This window comes from Vibrio stylophorae, assembly GCF_921293875.1.
Classification (GTDB): domain Bacteria; phylum Pseudomonadota; class Gammaproteobacteria; order Enterobacterales; family Vibrionaceae; genus Vibrio_A; species Vibrio_A stylophorae.
The window spans coordinates 570594-596959 of the sequence record NZ_CAKLDI010000002.1; the positions used below are offsets into that span (position 1 = coordinate 570594).

Below are 26366 nucleotides of genomic sequence, written 5' to 3' on the forward strand. Positions count from 1 at the left end.
GGTGTCATGCTCACTGTTTCGCCTTTCATTTAATATAAAAAAAGAGCCGCATCAGGCGGCTCTTTATTACCAATTTACATTGTAAAGTTAAGGGTCAAGTTTTACGGAAGCCATAATCGCGGAAAGAATCTGCGCTTCGGTTTCACCACCACTGAGCGAGAAATCACTCAAATCTGTGTTCTCCAAAACAATGTCTTGTCGCTCTGGTGCATTTGGCGCTGTGGATACTGACAAAGTCACATTACCACCACTATCATCAACCTGAATGTAATCTAGCAGTGTATTGATATCCGTGGCATCGTTCGGGTCTAATCCTGCAGGCAGTAGATCTGACAGATCCAACATATCCTCACCGACGGTAAAGTCAGTAATTATATCCATGGCTGGAGACGCAGGTGTCCCCACATCGCCTATCTCCCATAGGAAGACATCATCGCCAGCGCCGCCAGTTAAGATATCATTACCAGCACCACCGATTAAGATATCGTCACCATCACCACCGGTGAGAATATCATCACCTAGGCCGCCAAATAACGTTTGACCATCATCGTCCCCCGTCACCACATTGGCCGCGCCTGAGTCACTATCATTAATGGTGCTATCGCTACTATCAGCCACCACTACTTCAATGGCTACAGGCGTCGTTTGCTGTGTCACAATACCTGGGTCTTCAGCAACCGCCGTAAAGCTTAGATTTGCAGTGGCACCATCTGGCAAATTATCAATATGTAAATCGGCCAAATCCGCAGGTTGCAGCGTCCAAACGCCACCACTTTCACTACCCACAGGTGTACCATTGCCATCCGTAAATTGCGCGCCAGCACCGACGCCGGTGACTTCAATAGTTACAATGCTGAGATCAAAGGGCGCAGCAATGGCGACATCCAATCCAAGCAATGGCACTAAAGCCGCCGCTGCCGCGCGACTTGCCGCAGTTTGAATCTGCGTGAGATTCAAGGTGAGATTTGGCGTTCCTAGCACTTTAATTGGTGTGGTGCTGACATCTTGTTTCGCGCCATCTGTCCCAGTATTGCCTAAATCATCTGTGCTCATGGTCAATGTGTCATCGCCAAAGAAGCCCATATCACCGATATAGGTCACATCATCAGCGAGCAATGCATTGATATTGGCTAACGTGTCGGTAATAGTTACCGAAGCTGTACCATTATTACTCACGCTTGCCAAACCGCCATTTACAGTCAAAGAACCATTATCGACGCTAAGTACCACACTCAAATTCCCTGTGCCCGCATCGACATCCGCAATGCTGAGGCCACTAATATCAATCGCAGTTTCTTGTGCAACCTCTTGCTCTGCTGTCGGCGCTGTATTTTCTGGCGCATCATTGAGTGCAATCACGGTAATCGGCATGGTGTCGGAATCGGTTAGCACATTACCTGTCCCGGTATTGCCGTTATCCGAAGTGTTCATGGTCAGGGTATCATTGCCGTTAAAGTTCAGATCGCCCAGATAATCTACACCCGCGCCCAGTGCGGCATTGATTTCGGTAAGAGTACCATTCAAAGTCACACTTGCCGTGCCATTATTGGTCGCGGTTACACCACCACTGGTATCCACAGTGAGTACGCCATGGTCAACACTTAAGTCCACCGTGACATTGCCCGTTTCAGCGTCAATGTCCGTTACCGACAATCCAGTAATCGCAAAGGTTTCATCTTCATTGCCTGAAGCGCTGGCAGGCATATTGTTCACTGGCGCATCATTGACTGGATCAAGGCTTAACGCGATGCTGGTGGTTTTGTGCAAGCTCACATCGGCTTCAGCCCCGTTGTCCACACTCATCATGGTGATATCAATGGTGTAATCCCCATAGGCATCATTGGGCACAAGCTGTAACTTCTCAAGCACGGCCCCAGTATCACCATCAGGTCGGTCAACAAACACCGTCCACTCTCCCGGAGATGTTTCCGTGATGGTGCTCATCGCGCCAGGGGCAATGCCATCAGCGAAGATAATATCCGCCTCATCTGGCACGCCTGTGAGTAAAATTTTGAGCTGCTCTGGTGGGTTTTCTGTCAGCGTAATCCCAGCAGGTGGCGATGTTGGGTAACTATCGGCATTATCTTGGGTGGCAATATTGAGCACCAAATCAATGGCATCGCCATTTTCAATACCACTCACACTTGGTGTGGTTGGGTCCACATCAATTTCATCACCAATCGGGTTCACCGTTAAGGTGAATGGTGCTGAGTGTTCTCGAATCCCCCCTAAGGAGTCCTCTTGGGTAATCGCAATGACTTCCAAATCCACCGTGCCACTGAAATTCGTTGCCGGCAGCATTATCAAACCCGATAAGAATTCAGTGCTACCAAAGTTTGGCGAGTCCACATCCACCGTCCATGAACCATCACCATTATTGGTGGCCCCACTTGGGAATGTGAAATCATCGGGCACACCCATGATTTTCACCGAGAGTAAGGTTTCAGAGTCATCAATATCATTGAGCTGTATACCGATATGACTTAAATCCACACCAGTATCTTCATCTACGATCACATCATTGACATCCACAAAGGTGACATCATCTTCAACGGCAATCACTTCAAAGCTTGCAGAGCTAATAATGGTGGCCATATCTGTGCCGGTTGTTGCCGTATCGGTGATCATCATCTCAATGCCGATGTTCACATTGCCGCTGTAATCTTCTGCGGGTAGGAACACAACATCTGAAAGCTCAGTCGGACCTAAGGTAATGGTCGCTGTTATGCCATCATCGGTACCACCTTCAAAGGTCCCCATGCCCACAGGTACGGTTAGAATGACTTGATCCACCATTTCAAAGCCGTTGACTTGATCGCTATCAGCCAATGTGACATTGACATCAAAGTAGATACGACCATCTTCAAGCGGCTCTGTAAATGGCGTATCGGGTCCCATAGTCGGCTGTTTGTTGGCATCTAAGCCTTCGGTGCGAGTGACGACTAATTCAAATTCAACATCAGTATCATCACCGGCAATGGCATTGGCTGGCACATCGACGACAGGGGTCACTTCGAGCTGAATATTAGTACTCCCCACCTCATAGTCACCGGAGACTTCATCGGTATTCACAAGGGTCACTGGGAAGTTAATCACCCCAGCAAAATCATCTGGCAGAACCATATTGACAGCAGATAAGTTGACCGTTGCCTCCCCTGGATTCATAGGATCCGGAGTCACTGAAACATCTTCAAAAACATATAGTCCATTAACAAAGTCGATACCCGTACCTGTGATGCGAGACCCCGCAGGTAAATCTGCCGCTGCAATCACAATCGAGAAATGATCGTTGGCCGTTTCATCTGTCAATGTTGAATCGCTAGGTAAGGTCAACCGAATGCTGTTATCTAACTGCGCACCAAGGTCAACGACTCTGTCCTCTTCACCGGTGACCACCACTGTATTTGGCACATCAATTTCAGAGGCTAGCTCTGTATCTGTATCCGTATTCAAGAAATCAAGCGGTACAACCAATTGACGAACGGCGGGCACACTCGGGTCATTTTCACCAGTATCACTGCGGTCCACAATTTGCGCTGAAACCGTAATATTGATGATTTCATCTGCATTTTCAGGTGCATGAATCGTAAAATCATCCAAGGAGCCCGATTGAATGGTCCAACTTCCATTACCTTCATTAATCCCGTTTTCTACCACATAACCATCAGGCAAACCGGAGAGAACATAGGCAACCACCACTTCATTACTGGTTGGATCTTTGTCATCCACACCAAGATAATCGGACAACTTAATACTGCCGACATCGGTTGGCGGTGTTCCCGTTAGAACAATGGTGGTATCGGACTCCACAACCGCGCGAATATCGACATTGAGGGTGCCAAAAATATCTGTATCTTCAGCTTCAGTAATGGCATGGGGTGGGGTGTAGTCAGGATCGCTATCCAACTGCGTCACCGTCACTTGGCTACGAATGGTGACATCGACATCGGAGTCTTCTTCGACAAAGACGCGCAGTGAGCCGCCAGCATTTAAATCATCCATCTGCGTTGGCGTTAATGTTACTTCACTGAATCCACCGCCCGTTGGCGTCAGAGTAAGCGCTGTGCCATTGAGGGTAATTTGCGTCACGTGGCTTGGAATATCAAACAGACGCATTGCGGTGATCTGCTCTTGGCCATCAGGCATATCGTCAGCATCAGGTCGCCACTGCAATGGACTGCCATTGGCCGCATCTTCAAAACCATCGGTATTGGTGACAAAGTCTGTTTGGTCAACCACTGGATCCACTTGAATCACAATCAGACCCGTAGAGATATTGGTATCCCCATCGTTTTCAGTGACCACCAAACGCGCTTCAATATATAAATCATCCGTGCTATGGAGCGGCGGTGTAATTTGTACGCCGACCAAATTATCCAAAGCAACGGAGAAGATTGGATCGCCATTGTCATCCACACCTATCTGCGACAATGCTTTCGTCACCCCCGTGCCATCGACAATCGTGGTGCCCGCAGGAATACCACTTAAGACCAAACTCAGACTTTCTGACTCGCCATAACCAAAGGTGGTATCTTGCCCCATCTCGCCAGAGAATAGGCCAAAATTCAGCGTTGCCGTTTCATCTTCCAAAATAGTGGTGTAAACCGTTGGCTGCGCTGCGGTGTCATCCACAATCCAATCACCACTCATATCGGGTACAAAGACAGGCACATCTGCGACACCTGTTAAGCGTACATTGACCGATTGCGGATCAGTAAAGTATTCATCGGTATGTTCAACAGGTGTACCGGGGTGCACAACACCGCCACTATCTGGGGTGAGATCGGCGCTGTCGATCACCAAGCCACGCACATTAAAGTTAAAGTCTTCGTTGCTATGCAATGGCGGCGTCAAAATCAAACCACCCACCTCATCATAAGGCACGCGATAACCCACCTCTTCCGTCGGTAATCCGGCATCAAAGGTATAAGGCTCAATGTTTGCCGCGTCAGACAAGGTTGCGCCAGGTGGTAAGTTAGTAATGACAACATAAGTCGTTTCTGAGCCATCGGAGAAGTCATCTAACTCGGTCAGTGAAATGAAATTGCCTAGCGCAAACGGCTCATCTTCGAGGCCTTGTAAACGCTTGGTTTTGATCGTCGCTTCATCGGCAATTGGATTGACATTAATCACCAGCTCAATGGTGTCTGAATCTGCATTTCGAACCGTAAATGGACTGCGCTCAAAGCTGCGGGTAAAGACATCAACTTTAATGTCACCGCTGAAATCCTCATCAGGCACGACTCTAAAGTTTCCTAAACGATTATTCGGAATCGACACCCAACCCGCCCCTAGGGAGCCAGATTCATCACGAATATTTCGGCCATCAAAACTGGCCTCGCCTTCAGTGATTTTGAAGTAGTAACGCTGGAACTCTGAGCCATCGGTATCCTGCAATTGACTTTGCAGTGTGAGGCGAACACCCGGGTCATCCTCATCCACCGTATAGTGGGTCTCTGTGTTGGAGAAATTCCACTCAGGTTTATCCGCGATACCCGATACATTAATTTGCAGATCATCCGTTTGGTCTGGATGATCGCCACCATCAGCGGTAATTTTACTGATCACATTGAGATTAAGGCCCGCATCCCCCGGAGTGTTGCGATCAGAGAAATCAGCATCCGGCACAAAGAAGAGATTTGAAAGGGTATAATCCTCACCATTGGTGGTACTGAAGTAACTGCCCGGTACCACAATATAGGTCACACCGCCTTCCATCTCTTCTGCCGGAACTGTATTGGCATCGAGATAGAAGGTCCCTTCATCTGCATCCGGCTTTTCAATTAGCACCCGGTCAATGGCTTCATTGCGGTCATCATCACCGATATTAATGGTCATATTGATTGCAATGCCGTCGGTGGCATCGTTATCAAACATCTCATTGGCATCAAGGCCTTGATCTTCCACTCCACTGGCCGCTTGAACCGTGAGTGTTGGATCTTGGTCGGTGATCTCCAATTTAAACTGTCCGGTCGCAATATCGCCATCACCATCAATGACTTCAAAATCGATAAGATGAGTCAGGGTTTCACTGTCATGATCAATGTCTGGGTTGGCATCAAAAAGCACCGAGCCATCTTCTCGAATATAGAGATCGCCCAGCTCTTGACCTGTGCCCGTTTGATGAATTGCAGTCACCCGCGCATTACTACCATCTGGCGCCACCGCCGTTGGGAGTGATGACAGAAGCACCTGCGCGCCATTGTCATAAATCGCCAGTACATCTGCGGTATCTGCACCTTCTTCAGCTGGCAGTAGTACATCTTGCGCCGTACTGGTGTTATCCCCTTCAACCATGTTTAAGGTGACGCCGGCATTGGTGGTCGCAAAGTCATCGGCGACCGTTACCAAAATGCGTCCTTGATTTGAACTTGGGTCTAAATCCGCATCGACGGCAAATACCGGAATGGTGAAATCAAGCGAGGTATCATTAGTTAACTTGTCATGGTCCAAAGCACCTAGCAAGGTGAAGTTGTAATCCCCATCTTTGCTCAGCGTAATTTGGAACACATCCATAGAGGCTGTTTTCGCGGTATATTGATGCGCTTGAATATTACCCGGCAAAGTAACCAAACCATCATCGACCAAAGTCACTTGCTGATTGGCAGAGGTCAATACACCCAAAATTTCAGTGTTAAAGGTTGCCACATCAATTTGATAATCGATGATTTCATCACTATTGGCGATAGCACTGATAGAGCCCATATCCAGCTCAGCATCACTGGTTGGATTCGAGCCAGGCTGATTCCCACCGATACCATCAATCCCGACTTCAGAGACAGATAGCGCATCGCCATCAGTCACCACAAAGATTGGCGGTAAGCCATCGGTAATAGTGATGCTGGTATTGATTGGGGTTTGTAAGTAATCACCATCTGCATCTTGCAGCTGAATTTGTAGGTTCTTAAAGCTGATGGTGGTGTCATCCACCTCGACAAATCCAGTGTTATTGCCCGTTGCTAAATGATCGATCGGAGAGTGAATCGTGGTGGTTTGCACCAACTGTGCTGGCGTTGCGCCGACTGCTGGCGTAATGGAGAGCGCGAGCGTAATAATCGGCGCGCCCATACTGTCTTGAATTTCCATACCCGTGGCGTTAAAGACCACAGTCACTGGCTCACCATTTTGCGAAAGCTCTGCCTCGATCTCTGCTTTCAGTGCTGCCAAATCACTAAAATCATTCACATCCGTAGGGGTAACATTACCCGTGACAATACGCACCAAATTTGGATTCAGGGTATCAGAGCCCATTTCAACCACATCAATTTGCGTACTATGGGTTTGTGGATACTGATCGGCAGGTAACGCGGTCATATCCAGCGTCCCTTCCGTCAAGACGCCGCTAATCGTACCGCCGCCGGCGATATCTACCCCATCATTGAGCGTTACCGTGACAATGGCTGGATTTTCCATCCAGTCTTGGTCTGTGTCCTGCGCTTGGAGCGGTACAGAGAACACAATGGCATCGCCATCCACTGTGATGTAAGTGGTATCGGCTTGATCATCGATGTGATCGATTGGTTGGTGCTGCTCAACCGTTAGCGTGGCATCAATATCATCTAGATTTGGATTTTGGCTGCGCGTTAGCGTAAAGGTCAGCACCGCATCGGTGCCGATTTTCCCTTCAATCACAGGATTACCCATGCCATCCGTCGATGCGGTAAAGGTGACGGCTTGGCCATTGCTGGTAATTTGACTATTGAGTTCAGCCACAAAGCTGGCGACATCAAAGCTCAGGGTATCTGCCACCAAACGATCTTCACCCGCTTCAACAGTAAAGCTACCGCTATCTGACACCGGATAGCCGCCATCGGCTGGCAATTTATTGAGCTGGCCTTCGGTAAATTCAAGTGTGGCATCGCCCGTTGTACTCCCCGTACTATCATCACCATCGGCAATTGGAATGGTGATTTGACCACTGACATCATCACCATCTTTATCGACCACAGTCACTGGGATAAGAAGATTGAGAATATCGCTACCAATTGGGTTACCACCGGAAAGCTGATCCAGCTGCCCTTGCATCAGCACGCTGTAGTTACCATCAGTTGTCAGCGTTGCTGTCAAAATAACCGCTGGAATAGTACCACCGCCACCTTGCGGTACTTGTTCAAATAGGGTCACAACTTGGCTACCATCAGGTCCTGCAGCCGCACTTGCCGTCACGGCATGACCATTACTAGTCAATGTATTAGCAAACGTAGTTAACCCTGTGGCATCAACCGTAATGGATTGAATTTCATCACTGCCCACATCAATACCCAAGGCGCCAGTCACCGCCACGCCTTTATCATCGGTTTCATGAATCGCGATATTGTTTGCAGCGACCAGATTTGGATCGGGACCATCAGTAATTTCAATGGAGATAAAGACAGGTGCATCCATGGTATCCAAATCCGTATCTTTCGCCTGAACGGGCAAACTTAAGGTGATGAGATTATCTGAGGTGGTCACCAAACCCGTAGAAGGGCCTGTCTCATCATGATCCAGTGGGCCATATTGCGTGACCGTAAAGGTCACATCTAAATCATCAGCATTCATGGATGAGGTGCTATTCACCGCACTATGGGCAATGGCCACAATCAAATCGCCATCACCATTGCGCCCTTCAATCACGCCTGCAGCATAGGTATATGTGAGGGTTTCACCGCCTGATTTCAGCTCTGCGGTGAGCGCAGGCAACAAGCTGGTGGTGATAATTTCAACACTACTTGGATCGAGTCGGTCCTCACCCGCCAAAATAGTCACTGTGCCCGAGTCTGACACAGGGTAACCACCACTCATCGCACTTTGGTCTAACTCCCCTTCGGTATATGCCAAGGTCAACGCTGCCGCCACTTGTCCTGGCGCGTTAGTGCCATCCACCACTTGCAGTTCTATCTGACCGGACGCTTCATCTTCATCGGCATCGATAAAGGTCACAGGAATGCTCAAATCCAAGGTGTCATCACCAATTTGCGCATTGTTACTGAGCTGATCCAACTGGCCATTCACCACCATGCTGTAACTGCCATTTGGATTGACGGTCACGGTTAAGACGGTTTCGTTAACCGTACCACCGCCAGATTGCGGCACCGCTTCGAGCAAGGTGATCACCTGCGCGCCCATCGCGCCATCAACCACAGTTGCAGAGACTGCGTGACCATTACTGGTAAGGCTACTCGCCAGCGCCGTTAATGCTGTGGTATCAACCACGATTTGAGCGATAGTGTCACTACCGATATCTAAGCCCAAGTCACCCGTCACGGCCACGCCTTTGTCCGTGGTTTCATTGGCAATGGCTGAGCTTGCGTCGGCGCTAACTAAGTTTGGATCGGCGCCATCGGTGATCGCGATAGCCAAATTGACAGCTGAGTCCAAATCATCCAAATCTGTATCTTGAATTTGAATAGGCAGATTCAGCGTCAGTAAGGAATCACTCACGCTCACCACGGCATTACTTGGCAGCGAGTCGAGATGATCAATAGGAGCATGCTGCACAATCGATACAGCGACTTGCACATCATTCAAATTCGGTGCTTGGCTCGCTGTCAGCGTAATCGCAACCACCACATCGCCATTATCATCCTTACCTTCCAAGGTGTTGCCATTCATCGCAAAGGCAAGGAAATCACCTGCGCTACTTAAGCTTGCTTCAAGCGTTGGGATCAGCGTTGCAAGATCGTCAATACGAATGGTGCTAGGATCAAGTCGGTCTTCACCGGCCAAAATGGTAAAGCTGGTATTATCAGCCACAGGATAACCGCCCGTGAGCGGCGTTTTATCCAGCTCACCTTCAGTAATGGCCAAGGATGCGCTACCAATCAGTGCGCCTGTCGCATTGCTACCATCACTCACCGCAAGCTTCAGCGTACCGGTTGTTTCATCGGCATCTTTATCAACCACCTTGATAGGAATATCGAGACTTAAGGTATCGTTGCCAATTTGCATATCACTTGCATCAAGCTGATCCAATTGGCCCTTCACCACCATCTCATAGCTACCGTCAAGATTGACAGTCACCGTCAGCACCTCTTTCGCGACGATGCTGTTATCCAATTGCACTTCCTGCTCATTCAGCACAATGATGGTTTCGCCTTGACTGCCTGTGGTCACCGTCGCAGTGACAGAATGGCCATTACTGGTAAGCGAAGCAAGCAATGTATTTAGCGCGGAGGTATCAACCTCAATGCGCTCAATTTCATCACTGCCCACATCTAAGCCCAAATCGCCGGAAACGGTTGCATTTTTATCCGTGGTTTCATTGGCCGTCGCGACAACTGCGTTGGCATTAACCAACATGGGATCGTCGCCATCAGTAATATCAACAGTGGCTATCACCGCTTGTGCCATTGGGTCTAGATCGGTGTCTTTGGCTTGGAATGGAATATTAAAGCGAATGGTCTCGCCATCAATCACTACAGGGTCACCTACCATGGTGGTACTCATGGCATCATGATCGAGCGGTAAATGCTGCGTCACAGAAAGTGTGACATCAAGATCATTGAGATTCGCGGCTTGCTGTGTGCTATGGGTGATTTCAAGGACTAATTCACCATCGCTATTACGCGCTTCCACCACCCCATTGATATATGTCACGGTGAGTACACTGCCACTGGCGGTTAATTCGGATGTCAGCGCAGTGATAAAGCTTGGGTCAATCATCACAGAGTCTGGTGTCAAGCGATCTTCACCAGCAACGATAGTAAAGGTATCACTGTCAGCGACCGGATACGTTGAATTGCCACCACTGTCTTGTAAGTCGCCTTCGGTAAAGCTCAAGCCCACAATTGGTGCAACTTGTCCTGCAGCATCATCACCATCAATCACTTGTAGTGACAAGGCACCAGTGGTTTCATCATCATCTTTATCACGCACAGTCACAGGGATGCTCAATGCCAGCGTATCTGTACCAATTTGCGCGCCACTTTGCAGCTGATCCAGCTGGCCATCGACCACCATCTGGTAAGTACCATCAAGATTGACGGTCACAGTGAGCACGGTTTGCTCTGTAACCCCACCGCCCGACTGCGGCTCTTGCTCTTTCAATACAATGGTCACTTGACCATTAGCAGCAGTACTAGTTTGCGCAGTCACGGGATGACCATTACTAGTCAAAGTAGTGGCCAGCGTATTCAGCGCAGTGGTATCCACAATGATGGCATCAATTTCATCACTGCCCACATCCAAGCCCAAGTCGCCATCCACCGCCATGCCTTTATCATCGGTCTCATGCGCAACAGCTGGACTCGCATTTGCATTAAGTAAGTTTGGATTTGGACCATCGGTGATATTGGCTGTCATCACCACGGGATTATCCATCCAATCTTGGTCTGTATCTTGAAGCTGGAATGGCACACTCAACAAAATGTTGCTGCCATCAACAACCACAGGATCACCTGCCATAGTGGTGCTCGATGCATCATGATCCAAAGGTTTCAGCTGATTGACTGTGACGGTTACATCCACATCATTTAAATTTGCCGCTTGGACCCCGTTAAAGCTCACCTCGAGCACAACATCATTGTTATCGTTGAGCAACTGAACAAGACCGGCACTCACTTGTGCGGTTAAGACGCTATCGCTGGCTGTCAGCTCTGCAACCATGGCATCGATAAAGCTCTGCTCAATCACCAAGGTCGCGGGGTCTAGGCGATCTTCACCCGCAAGAATCGTAAAGGTGGTGGTATCAGAGACTGGATAGCCACCCATCATGGCAGTTTGGTCCAGCTCGCCTTCCGTAAATGACACACTGGTGACTCCAACAGCAGCGCCTGCAGCGTTAGTACCATCTTCCACTTTCAGATTGACATGACCACTGATGGCATCATCATCTTTATCAACAATGGTCAACGGTATGGCCAGCTCAATATCATCGGTGACGATCTGCATATCTGCAGCATCAAGCTGATCAAGCTGCCCTGTCACAGTGAGGGTATAGGTACCATCCAGTGCGATGGTGGTCACTAAAATCGGTTGATTCACTGTGCCGCCACCGGGTTGTGGCTCTACTTCAAAAAAGCTCACCACTTGCGCGCCATTGGCGCCATCGGTCACTTCCGCGATGACGCTGTGACCATTACTAGTCAGTGAGGCGGCCAAAGCGGCTAAACCAGTGGTATCTATTTCAATGCGGTCGATTTCATCACTACCAATATCAAGGCCTAAGCTGCCATTGAGCACCACATTTTTATCTGTGGTTTCATTGACGCTTGGAATGATTTCATCATCCGCGATAAACATCGGATCGTCACCATCTGCGATGGTGGCGGTGACGGTCACTGGATTGTCCATCCAGTCTTGGTCAGTATCTTGCGCTTGCAGTGGAATGTTAAAGACGATGTTTTCGCCATCTATCACCACAGGATCGCCGGTCATCGTGGTACTCATGGCATCGTGATCCAGCGGTTTGTGCTGCACGATTTCAAAGCTGACATCAACATCATCTAAATTCGCAGCTTGCGCTGTGGTATGAATGATTTCAAATACCAGCTCGCCATCACTGTCACGCGCTTCAAGGACGCCACCCGTATAGGTAACGGTAAGAGGACTCCCCCCACCTGCTGTGAGATTGGCTTCAATGGCATCAATGAGTGATTGCTCAATAACAACAGATTCAGGAACCAGTCTGTCTTCGCCTGCTACTAAGGTTATATCCCCTGTGGTTGATACGGGATAAGTGGTGCCACCTGAGGTGGTCACCAAATCACCTTCACTAAAGCTTAAGGTAAGCGGCGCAATACTTTCACCTGCGGCATTTTCGCCATCAATCACTTGCAGTGCGATTTGCCCTGAGGTGCTGTCGCCATCTTTATCAGTAATGGTTGCTGGAATGCTGAAGTCTAGGGTGTCATCGCCAATTTGACTGCCCCCGGTGAGCTGATCAAGCTGGCCGGTGACTGTCATATCAAAGTCACCATCAAGACCAATATTCACCACCAAGATTTGCGAAGGCACTGTCCCGCCGCCACTTTGTGGCACTTGTTCAAAGAGCGTAATGATCGGCGCGCCATCGGCAGCGTTGGTCACTTCAACAGTGACCTCATGGCCATTACTGGTGAGGCCATCCACAAAGTTGGTGAGCGCTGTGGTGTCCAGCACAATGCTGGCTATCTCATCACTGCCCACATCAAGACCCAGTGAACCATTAACTGTGACGCCTTTATCATCGGTTTCGTTGGCAATGGCGGGCGCTGCATCTGCATTGACCAATACAGGGTCATCGCCATCACTAATCTCAATGGGCACAATCAAGCTGCTGGTCAGTGGGTCGAGATCGGTATCCGTTGCTTGAATGGGCAAGTTAAAGCGAATGGTCTCGCCATCAATCACCACAGGATCGCCGGCCATAGTGGTACTTGTGGCATCGTGATCAAGCGGTAAGTGCTGCACCACATCAAAGCTAATCTCAACATCATTGAGATTGCTGGCTTGTGTTTGACTGTGGGTGATGGATAGCACCAACTCACCATCGCTGTTACGCGCTTCAAGCACGCCGCCGGTGTAGGTGACTGTGAGTACACTGCCGCCAGCGGTAAGGTTGGCTTCAATCGCATCAATCAGGCTTTGCTCAATCATTACAGATTCAGGTACCAATCGGTCTTCACCTGCCACCAAGGTGACTGAGCCTGAGTCAGACACGGGATAGGTGGATGCGCCCATGGCATCCACTAAGTCACCTTCGGTAAAGCTAAGCGTGAGCGGTGTGACCACTGAGCCATCAGCATTGCTACCATCCACCACTTGTAGCTGTACAAGACCTGAGGTTTCATCGAGATCTTTGTCTTTGATGGTGACTGGAATATCGAGACTTAAGGTATCGGAGCCAATCTGGGCGTTATTGCTCAACTGGTCTAGTTGACCATCCACCACAAGGCTGTATGTGCCATCTAAGTTGATGATTGCCGTCAGCACCAGCTGCTCTGTCACGCCTCCACCCGATTGTGGCTCTTGCTCATTGAGGGTAATGATTTGCTCGCCATCAGCACCCGTGGTGACAGTGGCGGTCACGGGATTACCGTTACTGGTCAAATCAGCGACCAGCGCATCAAGCGCCGTTAAATCGACAATCACTTCACCGATTTCATCACTGCCCACATCCAAGCCTAAATCACCGGTAACAGCCATGCCTTTATCTGTGGTTTCATTGGCAATGGCGGGCTCGGCATCAGCGTTAATCAGATTTGGATTTGGACCATCCGTAATCGCAACTGACAGCTGCACCGGATTTTGCAGCGGATCTTGGTCGGTATCTAGAAGCTGCAGACCAAAGTTGAAGTTAATTTGGTTGCCATCCACGGTGACCACGTCATCACTTACGCCGCCAGCCAGATGATCAAGCGGTGCAAACTGCTCAACCAGCAAGGTGACATCCACATCGTTGAGATTTGGGTTTTGCGTGGCAGTAAGGGTCAAGGTAAGAACCGTCTCGCCTTGGTCATCGACAGCTATCAGCACGCCGCCGCTATAACTAAAATCAAGGGCGCTGGTACCTGAGGTAAGCGCGGCTTCCAGGCTGGTAATCACACCATCAATATCATCGATAGCGAAGGTCGTAGGATCGAGTCTGTCTTCACCTGCAATCACAGTGAAGTTCGCGCTATCGCTGACTGGATAGGTGCTTTGACCTTGTGGATCTTGTAGGTCGCCTTCGACATAGGCGACGTTCAAATCGCCCGTCGTTGTACCTGTGGCATCCACACCATCAAAGATAGTTAAATCAACTGAGGTAGCAACAGAGTCTTCGTCATTATCAAAAACCGTAATAGGAATCGCGAGCTGCAGGTCATCCATCGCCGTCTGCATATCAGCATCATCGAGCTGATCAAGCTGCCCTGTGACCAACATGGTAAAGCTGCCATCTAAATTGATGGTAACGGTTACTGCAGGTTGGTTGATCGTACCACCACCCTGCTGTGGCTCTACTTCATAAAAGGTGACCACTTGCGCCCCATTCGCACCAGTTGTGACCTCAGCCGTCACGGGGTGCCCGTTACTGGTGAGGCTATTGGCAAGACTTGCTAACCCTGTTGCGTCAACTTCGATGCGATCAATGGTGTCACTACCAATATCAAGGCCAATATTACCCGCTACTTCAACGTTTTTATCATTGGTTTCATGGGCAACAGCTGGCATGGCGTCACTGTCGATAATATTGGGATTTGGACCATCGGTAATATTGATGGTGACTGTCACTGGCGTATCAAGCGGGTCTAAATCGGTATCTTGCGCTTGTACCTGAAGATTCAGCTGAATCCCTTCATCATCAATTGTCAGTATATTATCGCTGTAGCCGCCAGGGGTATGATCAAGGGGTTTGTATTGAATCACGTCAAATGTGACATCAACATCGTCGAGATTGGCATTTTGCACATTATTGTGACTGATGCTCAGTACCAGCTCGCCATTACTATCTCGCCCTTCCAGCGTTGTTCCGTCATAAGTAAATGTGAGCGGCGAATCACCCGCCGTTAAGTTGGCTTCTAAGGTGGTAATCAAATCTGTTGTAAGAATCTCCACACTATCGGGTTGTAAGCGGTCTTCACCTGCAAGAATAGAGAAGCTCGCACTGTCCTCAACTGGGTATCCCCCACTATTGGCATTTTGGTCAAGCTCACCTTCGCTATAGTTCAGCTCGACGGTGCCCGTACTAACTTCGCCGCTTGGATTATCGCCATCAATCACTTGAACAGAGAGCAAACCGGTATTACTGCGATCGCCATCATCATCAATGGCCACAACTGGAATTTCAAAAACCAGTGAGTCATCATCTGTTTGCGAATTGCCATCAAGCTGATCAATTTCGCCGAGCATCTCAACTGTATATTCACCTGTGGCATCGATACTAATCGTCATTACAGATTCTGCACCACCACCTGGCAGCAACTCAGTCAAAGTAATAATCGTAACCGGCTCACCATTGACTTCGGTATAGGTCACATCCGTTTCAGTTGGATGTCCATTACTCGTTACTCCCTCAAATGCAGTCGCAAGTGCAGTTTCATCCACCTCCATTTGTGCAATTTGATCCGATCCCAAATCCAGCCCAATACTCCCGTTAATCTCTGTATTGGAATCGATGGTTTCATTTAATACCGTTATATCACCATTGGTTAAAGCCGGAGGAAAACCATCAAGTAGTAAAATATTGGCATTAATTGGCGACAAGATTTCATCACCACTCAAGTCGGCTGCTGTAATTGGCAAATTAATCGCAAGCTGATCACCATTAACGGTCACCGCGCCCGATGAATCACCAGAAGGAAGATGATCCAGAGGCAAGTACTGAGTCATGGTGATGGTTAAATCAAGATCAAACCCATTGGGGTTTTGCGCGCCATCGAGCACAATTTCTAAAGCTGGCGTGCCATTGACTTCACCCAGTAAGGTGTTGGTCACTGGGTCGTAGGTAAAGACAACGGGATCGCCCCCAGAAAAGATATCGCTATTTAACTCAGCAAGTAAGGCAGCGAGGGCATCAGGGTCAATGGCCACACTATCAGGGGCCATTTGTTCACTACCACCAGCGATAGTGACAAATGCTTGGGCAGTTGCAGCATAACCATTAGGGTCTAAATCAGGCTCAGCAAGCGTCAAACTGACGGTCTCACCGCCAGCAGGTGCAAGGTCAAGAAAACCATCCCCACCATCATCGACACGCAGCTGGGTAAAGTTAGTGACCGCAGTGTCATATCCTGCGACAGGAATGGTCTCTAGGCCATCTCGAATAATCGGTACAAAACCGCTATTGGCTGCATTTTCGGTTGCACCTGCGGCTGGCTCTTCAAGAAGTAAGGTTGGATCCTGACCTGCCAAAATAGCCTCTTGCAAGGCACTCACATCAAAGTTCGCTTGGCCTTCATCAGGCGTATTGTTGAGGTCCGCATTTTGCCGCGTCGAAACGACTGCGTCGGCTTGTTCTCCATTAGTCAGACACGCAACACAGCTGGGATCAATTCTCATCAAATCGCCGTTGACCGAAATCACTAACTCAGTGCCTTGGTCTGTGATAAGGATGTCGCCCTCTTCAAGCTGCATCCCTTCTTTAAGGCGTGTCAAAATACCATTTTGATTTAACACATATGCCTTACCGGAAAGCTGCTCAACATTCGCATTCGCGTTTACTTGATTGGTTTTCATAGCTGCCACTTTTTTGCCATACCTTCCAACAAGTATTGGTGACTATAGGCAATAGTGGTAATTTTGATTTGCACCGTCTCAAATATGAAAAAAGCACCCAAAGGTGCTTTTTTCATTCACAGTCGCATCAGCCTTAATAACTGGCTTTGATAAAGTTAATACTTTCGCGGTTAAACACATCAGGCTGCTCAACATTACATACATGACCGCAGTTGGCGATCTCTAGCAGCTGACTATTCCGGTGAATGGAGACCATCTCTTTGACCGGTTTCAAAAACATATAGTCATGTGCGCCCATAATATAGAGCGTTGGAATGGTCGACTCTCGCTCTTTAAAACATCGCATCATCGGATTGATATCCGTTGCCAATTTAAACCAGCGTTTAAACTCTTTTTGACACAGCTTTTTCGCTTCTCGAATAAATAGATTTCGCGACTCGCGATGATTTTTTCGAGGCATGATGATGTATGCAAAGAGACGATATAGCCACATATAGGGCAGCACATCTTTAAACAGGTTACCCACACGAATCAGTGCTTGCGAACGAATATTCATCCTTGTAATCGCCCCTCCCATCACCATGGACTTCACGCGACGCGGATCAAGCTCAGCAAGCGTACGAATAATTAATGTACCCAGCGAAATACCAACAAAGTGCGCAGATTCAATCTTCAGATGATTTAGCAGTTGAATAATATCTTTGGTCACGGCCTTAAAGGTATAACGCCGCGCTAGGATTTCATCCACTAAATTATTTGAGCGACCATGGCCACGTAAATCAAGCAATAGAATATTAAAGCTTTCTCGATAGGCTTTGAGCTGCTTAAACCATATTGATGAACTACCGCCGGCGCCATGGATTAAGACAACCCATTCTTTGGACTCTGGATGGTGGTAGCATTTATGGAAAAGAAGAGAGGGGGTTACTGCTGACGACATAAATTTTGATTAATTTACAGTGTAAACTCAAAGGGTATAAAACCACTTTAACGGAAAAAGACTTAAAGGCATAGTCAGACCGCTATTGACTTGATAACAATGGCGACAACATCACCTTTTGCCCATGATAATGGATAATACTAGGGCTACGCTCTTGTGTAATCCGCAATTCATCCTGATCAAACCCGACATTCACGCCAGGGTAAAGGCGGTTGCGCACATATATCATCACGCTCTTAAAGCTCGCATCCATCGCCTCTCGAACTTGCCCTAACTCCAGTCGCAGTATGTTCGATTGCTCGCTCAATAATAGATGACTTTGCTTCAATTTGTTGACCATCTCATCGGGGCGTTGATCACGCTGTAACAGGAGCAATTTTTTCGCCGCCTGTTTAACCTGCATAAATTTTTGATGGGATTCATCGAGCTGAGACTGAAGCTGCTGGGACTGGACTCGCAAAGCAGCAATTTGTTCACCGCAAATCAGTAGCGTTTCAGTACCCGATGCTGAGCCTAAATTAATCACATCAACACCGAGAAATGAGGTAATTTGACCACCGCTTAATGTGCCATTGCGACGATTCTGATCGCTGACAATCACCTTACCACGCGTATGAATATCACAATGCAACACTTGGCTAGTGAAATGAATATTGCCTTGCGCGCTCATTTTTGTGTATTGCGCAAATACGCCAGCAATTTCACCACCAGACTCAATCTCACAGCTATAGGTTTGCTCATCTTTATTCAGACGACCAATCACGCCTTTACCGATAATGACATGTCCCTGCGCTTTAATTTCAGCTGACTCAACGAAACCGCCGACACTGACACTACCAGACGCTGTCACCTTCATACCGGGCTGAATGTCACCAGAGACAAGAATGCTACCTTCAAAATGTAAGTGACCCGTGCTGATATCAACATTTTTCAGCACTAATGCCTCTTCGACTTCCACGCCTTTATCTTTAATGACAGGCAAGCCACTACGTGTTGAAATGAGGCGGTTTTCATCCTTGGCATCAATTTCACTACCAGCAAAAATCTGAAACGCTTTCATCTGTCCTGGTTTAGCTTCCAACACATCGCCAGTGACCTTATAGCCAGGAACACCGTCAGTGGGTGGGTAACGGCGCATCAGCTCAGTGCCTTCAGTGACAGTCGCTATCGCACCAAGATCGCGCATGTCCACTTTGCCGTTTTCCAGCGCTTTAGGTCTGAGAATGCGCTCTTTTAAATCCAGCACAGAAGGTACAAATTTGGCATCCTCACCATCGATAGGTAATTTGCCTTTGGCAATCAACTGGGTGTGTTTTTCGCCGGGAAAGAGCTGCTGCGCATCTTTGACAAAACGTTCTGCCAGTCGACGGGTAATGCCACGAACGATGCCATTACTTTTCAGCGCAATTAAAAGTTGCTGAAAGCTAATATGTGCGCCGCCACAGGCACCAATCACAGTCACACTAGCTTGCATACCGCCTTGCTCAGCTTTAATCACCAAAGTGGCATCACGACGCTCTGCGATCACCACAGCACCCATCACTTTGCTATCAGGCTCTAATTTATTAATGCTGGAGACGGCACGTTTAATTTCATGCCCAAATTGAAAGTAGGTAAAGCAGTTAAGATTACGAAGCTGAGTGAGAATATCTTCTTCACAAATCGGGGACGATACAGGACCAATAGCCAATTGAACTTGGCTTCTATCATCAGTGATCGAAATCAGTGAAGCTAAACCCATAGATAGATCCCTTATCGCATTGAGTACAGTGTATCAAGATGCTGAAAAATCGATATTAGGCGATTCACAATTTTGAAAAGCGCTTACACGCTGTTGCCAATTATCTGTCGATGATCGCGTCTGGCTATTTTCGAACGCGTCTAGCTATTTTCGAATAAGCTATTTTCTAAACACTGGGAAATGTTCCAATCTAACCCAATCGCATTTCGAAAATGGGTCAATCTAACCCATAAAACGCCTTTAATATCGATCCATCAAACCAAAACTCTTTATTATCAATGAATTAAATAGTTGGCATGTAAAGTGCTTAATATAATCAGGATTTCCGATACTGGCCAATTGTGATTTTCGTTTCCCCGATCTTCATTTAATGCATTGGTCCATTTTCTTAGCGTGCTACGGCACGCTTTTTTTTTATCCTTTACACTGTAAATCGGCTAAAAATGGATAAACTTGAGTGCTAAAAAATGAGCGAAGTAATCTCTCGCCTTGTTTGCGACCTTGTACGAATCCCATTCCCTGTAGTCGAGACCATGGCTGATTCAAACACAACCGAGCGGCCGCGATTTCTACCGCAATATTAAGATCATCATCCGGCACTTGATAAAGCCAAACGGCAAAAGCATCGAGTAAGGTCGATTTAACATATTCAGCATGTAGCTGAGTCTCGCAGAACAATTGCAGCTCATTTAAATCCACAGAGAACGACCAAGACATGCTGCGTAGTAAACAAATAGCAACGCGAGGCTCCATCACCTCAAGCGATTGCAATTGCGCCATCAAGTTATATTGCAATCGATTTGATAATTGCACTGCCATAGATTTAGCCGCAGGGCTGAGCGGTCGAATCCATTGTGCTGAATAAGTGCCGCTAGCCGCATCGCGCATCAATCCCAATCGAATCAACTGATAGCCATTGCGCTGCCAAAACTGAATTAAGTGAGGGGTAGCGCCAAAGCTTGTGGAGATAAAATCAAGCGACTGCGCTTTTGCCTGTTGGCAAACATAATCAAGCATGCCCGTTCCGATACCCACCCCTTGATACTGCGGGTGAACCACAATACGCATCACACGCCATGAACGTAAAGTCGCACCATCCCTCACCCCTGAAAGCTGTGCAATAGATTGCGCCACCAAATGCCCCTTGAGCCGCCGAGTACCCATTTTGATCTGCTGGGCAAGGGAATCGGTCATGTTCCCTTCTTCAACTATAAGGGAGACGCCAATGATTTGTTGACCATCGAATGCCACACATATTGCGACACCCTCGCCATCGAGCAGCTGTCGTAAATCATCTGGCGATGTTTGATAGTGCGCCTGAACGAGCAGGGCAAAAATCGTAGGCAATTGGGCATCATCACCCAGCTGTTTTCCTGAAAAAATTTGATGACGGATCTGATTGCACGCCAGAGGGGGCTTCGTATATTCAGGCAAAGACGCATCCAGCATGAGTAAAGAAAATATCGTTTGCTCTAATGGATCATTCGCCGCCCAGCGAACCGGTTTTTGCAAAACATGTGATTGCCATTGCGGACAAACGCGTTCAAGGTAAGGCAAAAAATTAAGCTGGAATCCACGGCCTGAGCCTTCATAACCATGCACAGTGGTGGCAAACACAATGCGACGATAACGCTCAAGGATCAGCTTCAATATGGATAGGGGAAATGCTGCCGCTTCATCGACAAACAACACGTCCACTTCAGGCTGTTGTTGTAATAGCTCATCAGCGGCCATAAATTCAAGTTGATGCTCACTATGATCAAGTGCGGTCTGTGCTTGTTGTATGCTTGGCGCGACAATGACTAAACGCGACTTTCCCTGAGCGGCTAGCGTTTTAGCGGCAAGCCCCAAAGAGGTTGATTTCCCACGACCACGATCCGCTTGTATCACCAAAGGGCGGTGACGATGGCCTGTAGCCACGTGCTGAATCAACTCAATGGCTTTTTCTTGATCATCCGTCAAACGCCAAGTGCAATCGCAGCCACATACTGGTAGATGATGAGACAACTGAAAACAAGGTGATAGCTTGTTTTGCTCATACCAAACCACTTGATGATCCGCGCGTAAAACGCGCTCAAGACGTCGAAGAAAAGCACTTTCGTCGCCATAAGGGAAAAATGTGCGCCAGCGTTTTAAATCAGGATCTGCAAATCTCGGCAGCTCTTCTGGCAGTAATAAGAATAAAACACCGCCAGCCGCAACACAGCCATGACACACTGCAAGCGCTTTTGCGCTAATGCCATCAAACCCGTTCATTACAATTGCTGAAATAGTTTGACCAAGCAGCTGCTGAACTTTTTCCGGCGCAAGTACTGTTGTGCCGTCATGGCTCGCTTGCCGAGCCAACCAAAGCGGCTTTGCAAATTCCGCCATGGCCAATTGCGCTTGAGATTCACACCAAGCTTGCTCGCCGCAAAGAACCACCAACTGGCGATGTTGATGTAAACGAAGCGTAGAAATGAGAGTTGAATATTCCATAGCGCAATCAATCAAAAATGAAGATGGCGCATCATATCATAGGAATGAAAGACAAAAAAAAAGCCCCGAGATGGGGCTTGGAACAATTGAATTACTGATATTGTGATTCAATATACTGAAGAATGTTTGCTATTTGCGCTTCGCTCAATTGTTTCATCGCAATGGTCAATTGATTGCCTTTACGCACATAATTGACTTTACCCTTGATAAGTTCAGTCGCTGGATTTTTAGTGACTTGCAATGGCTTAATGTCAGACATCCAAGTTTCTAAAACCGCCGTCACCTCTTTGGTGATTCGGCTTAAGCCCTGCGCATCCACATGCTGCCAAAGTTCATTTGAGCTTTCCAACTTACCCAACAGTGCTTGTTGCTGCTCAGCATCGAGGGCAAAAAATTGACGATGCAATTTCACGACCGTTGGGCGACCAATTTCGCTCACACTTGGATAAGCTTGCAACAATTCACGGGGTAGGGTAGCGGCTTTAAGCGCACCGCTCACCAAGGCTTCACTGCATTGACAGACTTTTGCCAGCTCTTTTTGATCGACAACTTCACCCGAAGCAAGCATCGCCTGCATCTCTTTACCACGCTCATAAAGCGACAATGGTTTATGAGCATTGGCGACATCTGATAAGAATTTAGCATGCTTAAGGCTAATATTTTTGCCCACATACACAAGAAAGTCTTGCGCTGCGAGAATACAAGCCATGCGACGACGGCTCCCATCGAGCACTTCAATTTTGCCATCATCAGTCCATCGACCGACCGCAGGGAACTGCTGACCACTCTTTTTCAGCGTTGATAAAATATCAGCCAACGCATGCTCGTTCAGGAAGGATTGCTCACGTGCATTTTGTGCAAACACACAGGTTTTTTGAGCCACATCTGCTGCTTGAATTTTCACTAATTCAAATTGAACCGTTTGTTCACCCGCAACGGCAAGTTCAATAAATGCAGCTTTATCCTTTGCAGCTTGTTGCGCCTCGTCCACTGTGGTCGCTCGGCGCTTATCAGCCTTGGCAAAAAGTTTGGCATTGAGATCCGAGGTTTTAATGGCCATTGTTATTCCTCATTCAATTGTGACCAGTGGCTATGCATCACGCGCTCTAGTTCTAATGCGGCGCGCTGGACTGCATCTTGCGCAGTCGAGAGGGTTTTTTTGCCCCCTTCAAAATCAGTCATGGTTAAGTCAAACACAGTACTATAAGTATCTGCGCAGGTTTCAAATGCACGACTACGCGGAATCGTCGCCATCATCACTTGCTCGGCAAGTAAGTAATTCATCTCAGTGAGAACAGAAACCTGTTTCTTGTTGTCATCTTCAAACATGGTTGGCATCAAGCGGACAAACTCAAGGCCATGCCAATCGCCTGGGAACATTTCATATACCGTCGGCAAATGCTGGAAGAAGTTGACGGTCGACGCCCAGTCTAAACGCTTAGCGGCGCACGGAATAATCAGTGCATTGGCCGCGTACATGGCATTCCATACCAACGGGTCAACGTGTGGACCGGTATCCATCATGATGATGTCAAAATCATCACTGATCTTATCAATCACTTTTTCTTTCAGTAGACGAACGATATCTAAAGACTGATTCACAGCCAGTTGTTGCCATGCTTCAGCGTTAAACATGGCATCATCAGGAAAGGCAGCAATGGTTTTTAAATTTGGATATTGTGTTGGCAATAAGACATTCTGTTGCAGAAAATCACTGTCAACAACAGCCCCCTGTGGCACGTTATCGAGCATAATATCGACAGCTGAGTAGATATTCTCTTGTCCTTCCACACTGATTTGTGGATTCAAGAAAAGACGCAATGAGCCCTGAGGATCAAGGTCAATTAAGCAGATGCGATAACGCTTTTCTAAATTCAGAGCAAGACAAGCGGCCAAATGAACTGCTGTCATTGACTTACCCGTACCACCTTTTTGGTTTTGTACGTTCACAATCCATGGTCGTTGCTGACCATCGATTTTGTCATGATAGGCTGGAATTTCAGCGGCATTCATCAATTCATGCGCTTCTTCCAAGGTAATAGAATAGTGGTTTGCATTATTTTTGGTAAATTGATGGCCCGCTTGTTCCATTCGTGCAATGGCATCATCCAACTTACGACGCGTTAAACCAGAACGCGTTTCCATCAAGGCTTTAGACATTGGAGGAAAAAGCACATCACGTCGCTCTTCCATTACAATTTGGATACGATCCGCTTGTACTTGCTTTGTTTGTTCAGCAATCGAAAGCAGATTATTGATGGTTTTTTCCCTTTTCATTTGCTTTACCTTAAAATTAATCACTGTGTTGATTGTACACCATTTTACATCATGAGCAATAAAGTGCTGTACAATAGGTGTGAGTTTGATCGAAATTTAACCTAAGACTGGAATATGAAGTCATCCATAGTTCTGCACAACCTATCGAAAACAGATAAATATTTTAACAGTGACAGCGTCACTTATTTACAATGTAAAATCATGAAGCTAAACGTCATGCAAATAAGAGAATAGGGGAATCAATACAAAGTCGTAGATAAAAAGAAAAGGCGAGATTCAACTGCTACAGATGAGCGCATCATATTCAGGCAATGACGTATTGCCCCATAAAAAGTGACGGAAGCTTGCAAAATAGGTCACAAGTTACGGTGTGTGTCATTTCAATCTCAATAAAACAAAATCTGCTGCTAAATCGCGCCCATCGCGTATCACCCATGCCGTAAATAAACATGAAGAGAGATAGGCAATGCCGACAAAAAGAAATGGGTGCTCATGGTGCTGTCATCATCCTTGATCAAGCTTTCGTGATATGACTAAGCGTGCAACCCAGAATATTCAAGGGAACGATGATCAAGTGAATACCTTGATCATGCTTTCAAGCACAAATAACGTCATACCATAACGAACAGATATTGATGGAAACATGATCAAGGCATTGAAGCGATGTAAATTCAAACGATATCAAGCAGTCAATGTTCTGGATAAGACGTAACGATGATCAAGGAAAGATGCTGATGTAGACTTAGATCAGGCCAGAGCATGTCCTCACGGAAGCATGGCGGGCAACGACTAGATTACGGTCAAAGCTAGATAGAGTAAGGATCCACGATTAAATGGATCGTCACACATAAACCATTTGATTAAAAATAAAACAATATTGAACAGCATCTTTGATCACTTGATCATTGTTTCGAGACAATAAGCAGCAAAGCGATCACTTAAATAACAACCGTAAAATGCAAGCCGCTGTAGACCAATAAAAACAAGATGTCTGATGGACCGAAAGATAGATTCAAATGAGGAAAAATGATCACCTTGATCATCGTTTCAATGATAAAAATAGTCGTCATCAGGGGCAGAGATGAAAGTTACCCCCAGAGTTTGTGGATAACTATGTGGGTAGCTGGTGTGTGGCGCTTGATCATGCTTACTGCTGCCACTTGATCACAATTCAAGGATCACATTGATCATCTTTGCGCAGCTGTCTTGATCATCTTTACCACAAAACATTGATCATCGTTACGATAGGTCCATGATCATGCTTTCAAAAGGCAGACATAATAATCGCTTTAAAACCAATGAATTGGGGATTTCATTTGATTCTTATCAGTTAATCAATACATCAGATCAATCAAATATAATCAAAAAGATCAGTTAAAAAACCTTTTCAAAAAGATCTTTCTTTTTTTCTTAGATTCGCTAGAATTCACGGAACAATGATGCAATTACGGCTAGCTGGTAATGGATTTAAAGAAATCGCCGCAACAAAAACGATTGATTTGCGCACCTCGTTCTCATAAAGACGGCCATCTCTTTGAGATCCCAAATAATTTGGTTGATTGGTTAACTCAATATCCTCATTTCAAAGGGGTAACAAAAAGTATTCTTGAATTGATCAACTTGATCTCACTACGTGGATTAACCAGCAAAGATGGTATGGTTTCCACTACAGAGTTAATTGAAGCCACAGAGGGACAATTAACCCGCGCAGCCATTCAACAGCGTTTACGCGCCGCCGTTAGTATCGGGCTATTCAGCCAAGAACCGGTTCGATTTGAAACAGGTTTGGCCGGCAAAACCATGCTTCATCGT

General features: G+C 47.2%; 6 protein-coding genes and 1 pseudogene. 1 reads left to right on the forward strand and 6 read right to left on the reverse strand.

The annotated features are described in order from the left end of the window. Positions 1-87: 87 nt before the first annotated feature. From L9P36_RS16205 to L9P36_RS16230, 6 genes are all read right to left on the reverse strand, one after another. On the reverse strand, positions 88-17118 hold the full coding sequence (locus L9P36_RS16205; RefSeq protein WP_237468663.1) for a retention module-containing protein: 17031 nt from the start codon (positions 17116-17118) through the stop codon (positions 88-90). Between the two features lie 133 nt (positions 17119-17251). After that, a complete protein-coding gene (locus L9P36_RS16210) occupies positions 17252-18058 on the reverse strand; it encodes an alpha/beta fold hydrolase (protein ID WP_237468664.1) in 807 nt (268 codons plus the stop codon). A gap of 82 nt (positions 18059-18140) precedes the next feature. Then, positions 18141-19799 (reverse strand): flagellar assembly protein A, encoded by a 1659-nt coding sequence (locus L9P36_RS16215; protein ID WP_237468665.1) that lies wholly within the window; start codon positions 19797-19799, stop codon positions 18141-18143. 414 nt (positions 19800-20213) lie between these two features. Then, the gene (locus tag L9P36_RS16220) at positions 20214-22277 is read right to left on the reverse strand and encodes a GNAT family N-acetyltransferase (RefSeq protein ID WP_237468666.1); all 2064 of its coding nucleotides are present in this window, start codon (positions 22275-22277) and stop codon (positions 20214-20216) included. 91 nt (positions 22278-22368) lie between these two features. Further along, positions 22369-23337, reverse strand: a complete 969-nt coding sequence (locus L9P36_RS16225; protein ID WP_237468667.1) for a ParB/RepB/Spo0J family partition protein — start codon at positions 23335-23337, stop codon at positions 22369-22371. Positions 23338-23339: 2 nt separating this feature from the next. After that, the gene (locus L9P36_RS16230) at positions 23340-24554 is read right to left on the reverse strand and encodes a ParA family protein (protein WP_237468668.1); all 1215 of its coding nucleotides are present in this window, start codon (positions 24552-24554) and stop codon (positions 23340-23342) included. Positions 24555-26015: 1461 nt separating this feature from the next. Here L9P36_RS16230 and L9P36_RS16235 point away from each other — a divergent pair. Further along, positions 26016-26366 (forward strand): annotated as a pseudogene (locus L9P36_RS16235) (replication initiator protein RctB domain-containing protein); the annotation flags it as partial.

Excerpts from the sequence above, each read along its gene's own strand:
- L9P36_RS16205 (WP_237468663.1), bottom strand. The coding sequence starts at position 17,118 with ATGAAAACCAATCAAGTAAACGCGAATGCGAATGTTGAGCAGCTTTCC.
- L9P36_RS16210 (WP_237468664.1), bottom strand. The coding sequence starts at position 18,058 with ATGTCGTCAGCAGTAACCCCCTCTCTTCTTTTCCATAAATGCTACCAC.
- L9P36_RS16215 (WP_237468665.1), bottom strand. The coding sequence starts at position 19,799 with ATGGGTTTAGCTTCACTGATTTCGATCACTGATGATAGAAGCCAAGTT.
- L9P36_RS16220 (WP_237468666.1), bottom strand. The coding sequence starts at position 22,277 with ATGGAATATTCAACTCTCATTTCTACGCTTCGTTTACATCAACATCGC.
- L9P36_RS16225 (WP_237468667.1), bottom strand. The coding sequence starts at position 23,337 with ATGGCCATTAAAACCTCGGATCTCAATGCCAAACTTTTTGCCAAGGCT.
- L9P36_RS16230 (WP_237468668.1), bottom strand. The coding sequence starts at position 24,554 with ATGAAAAGGGAAAAAACCATCAATAATCTGCTTTCGATTGCTGAACAA.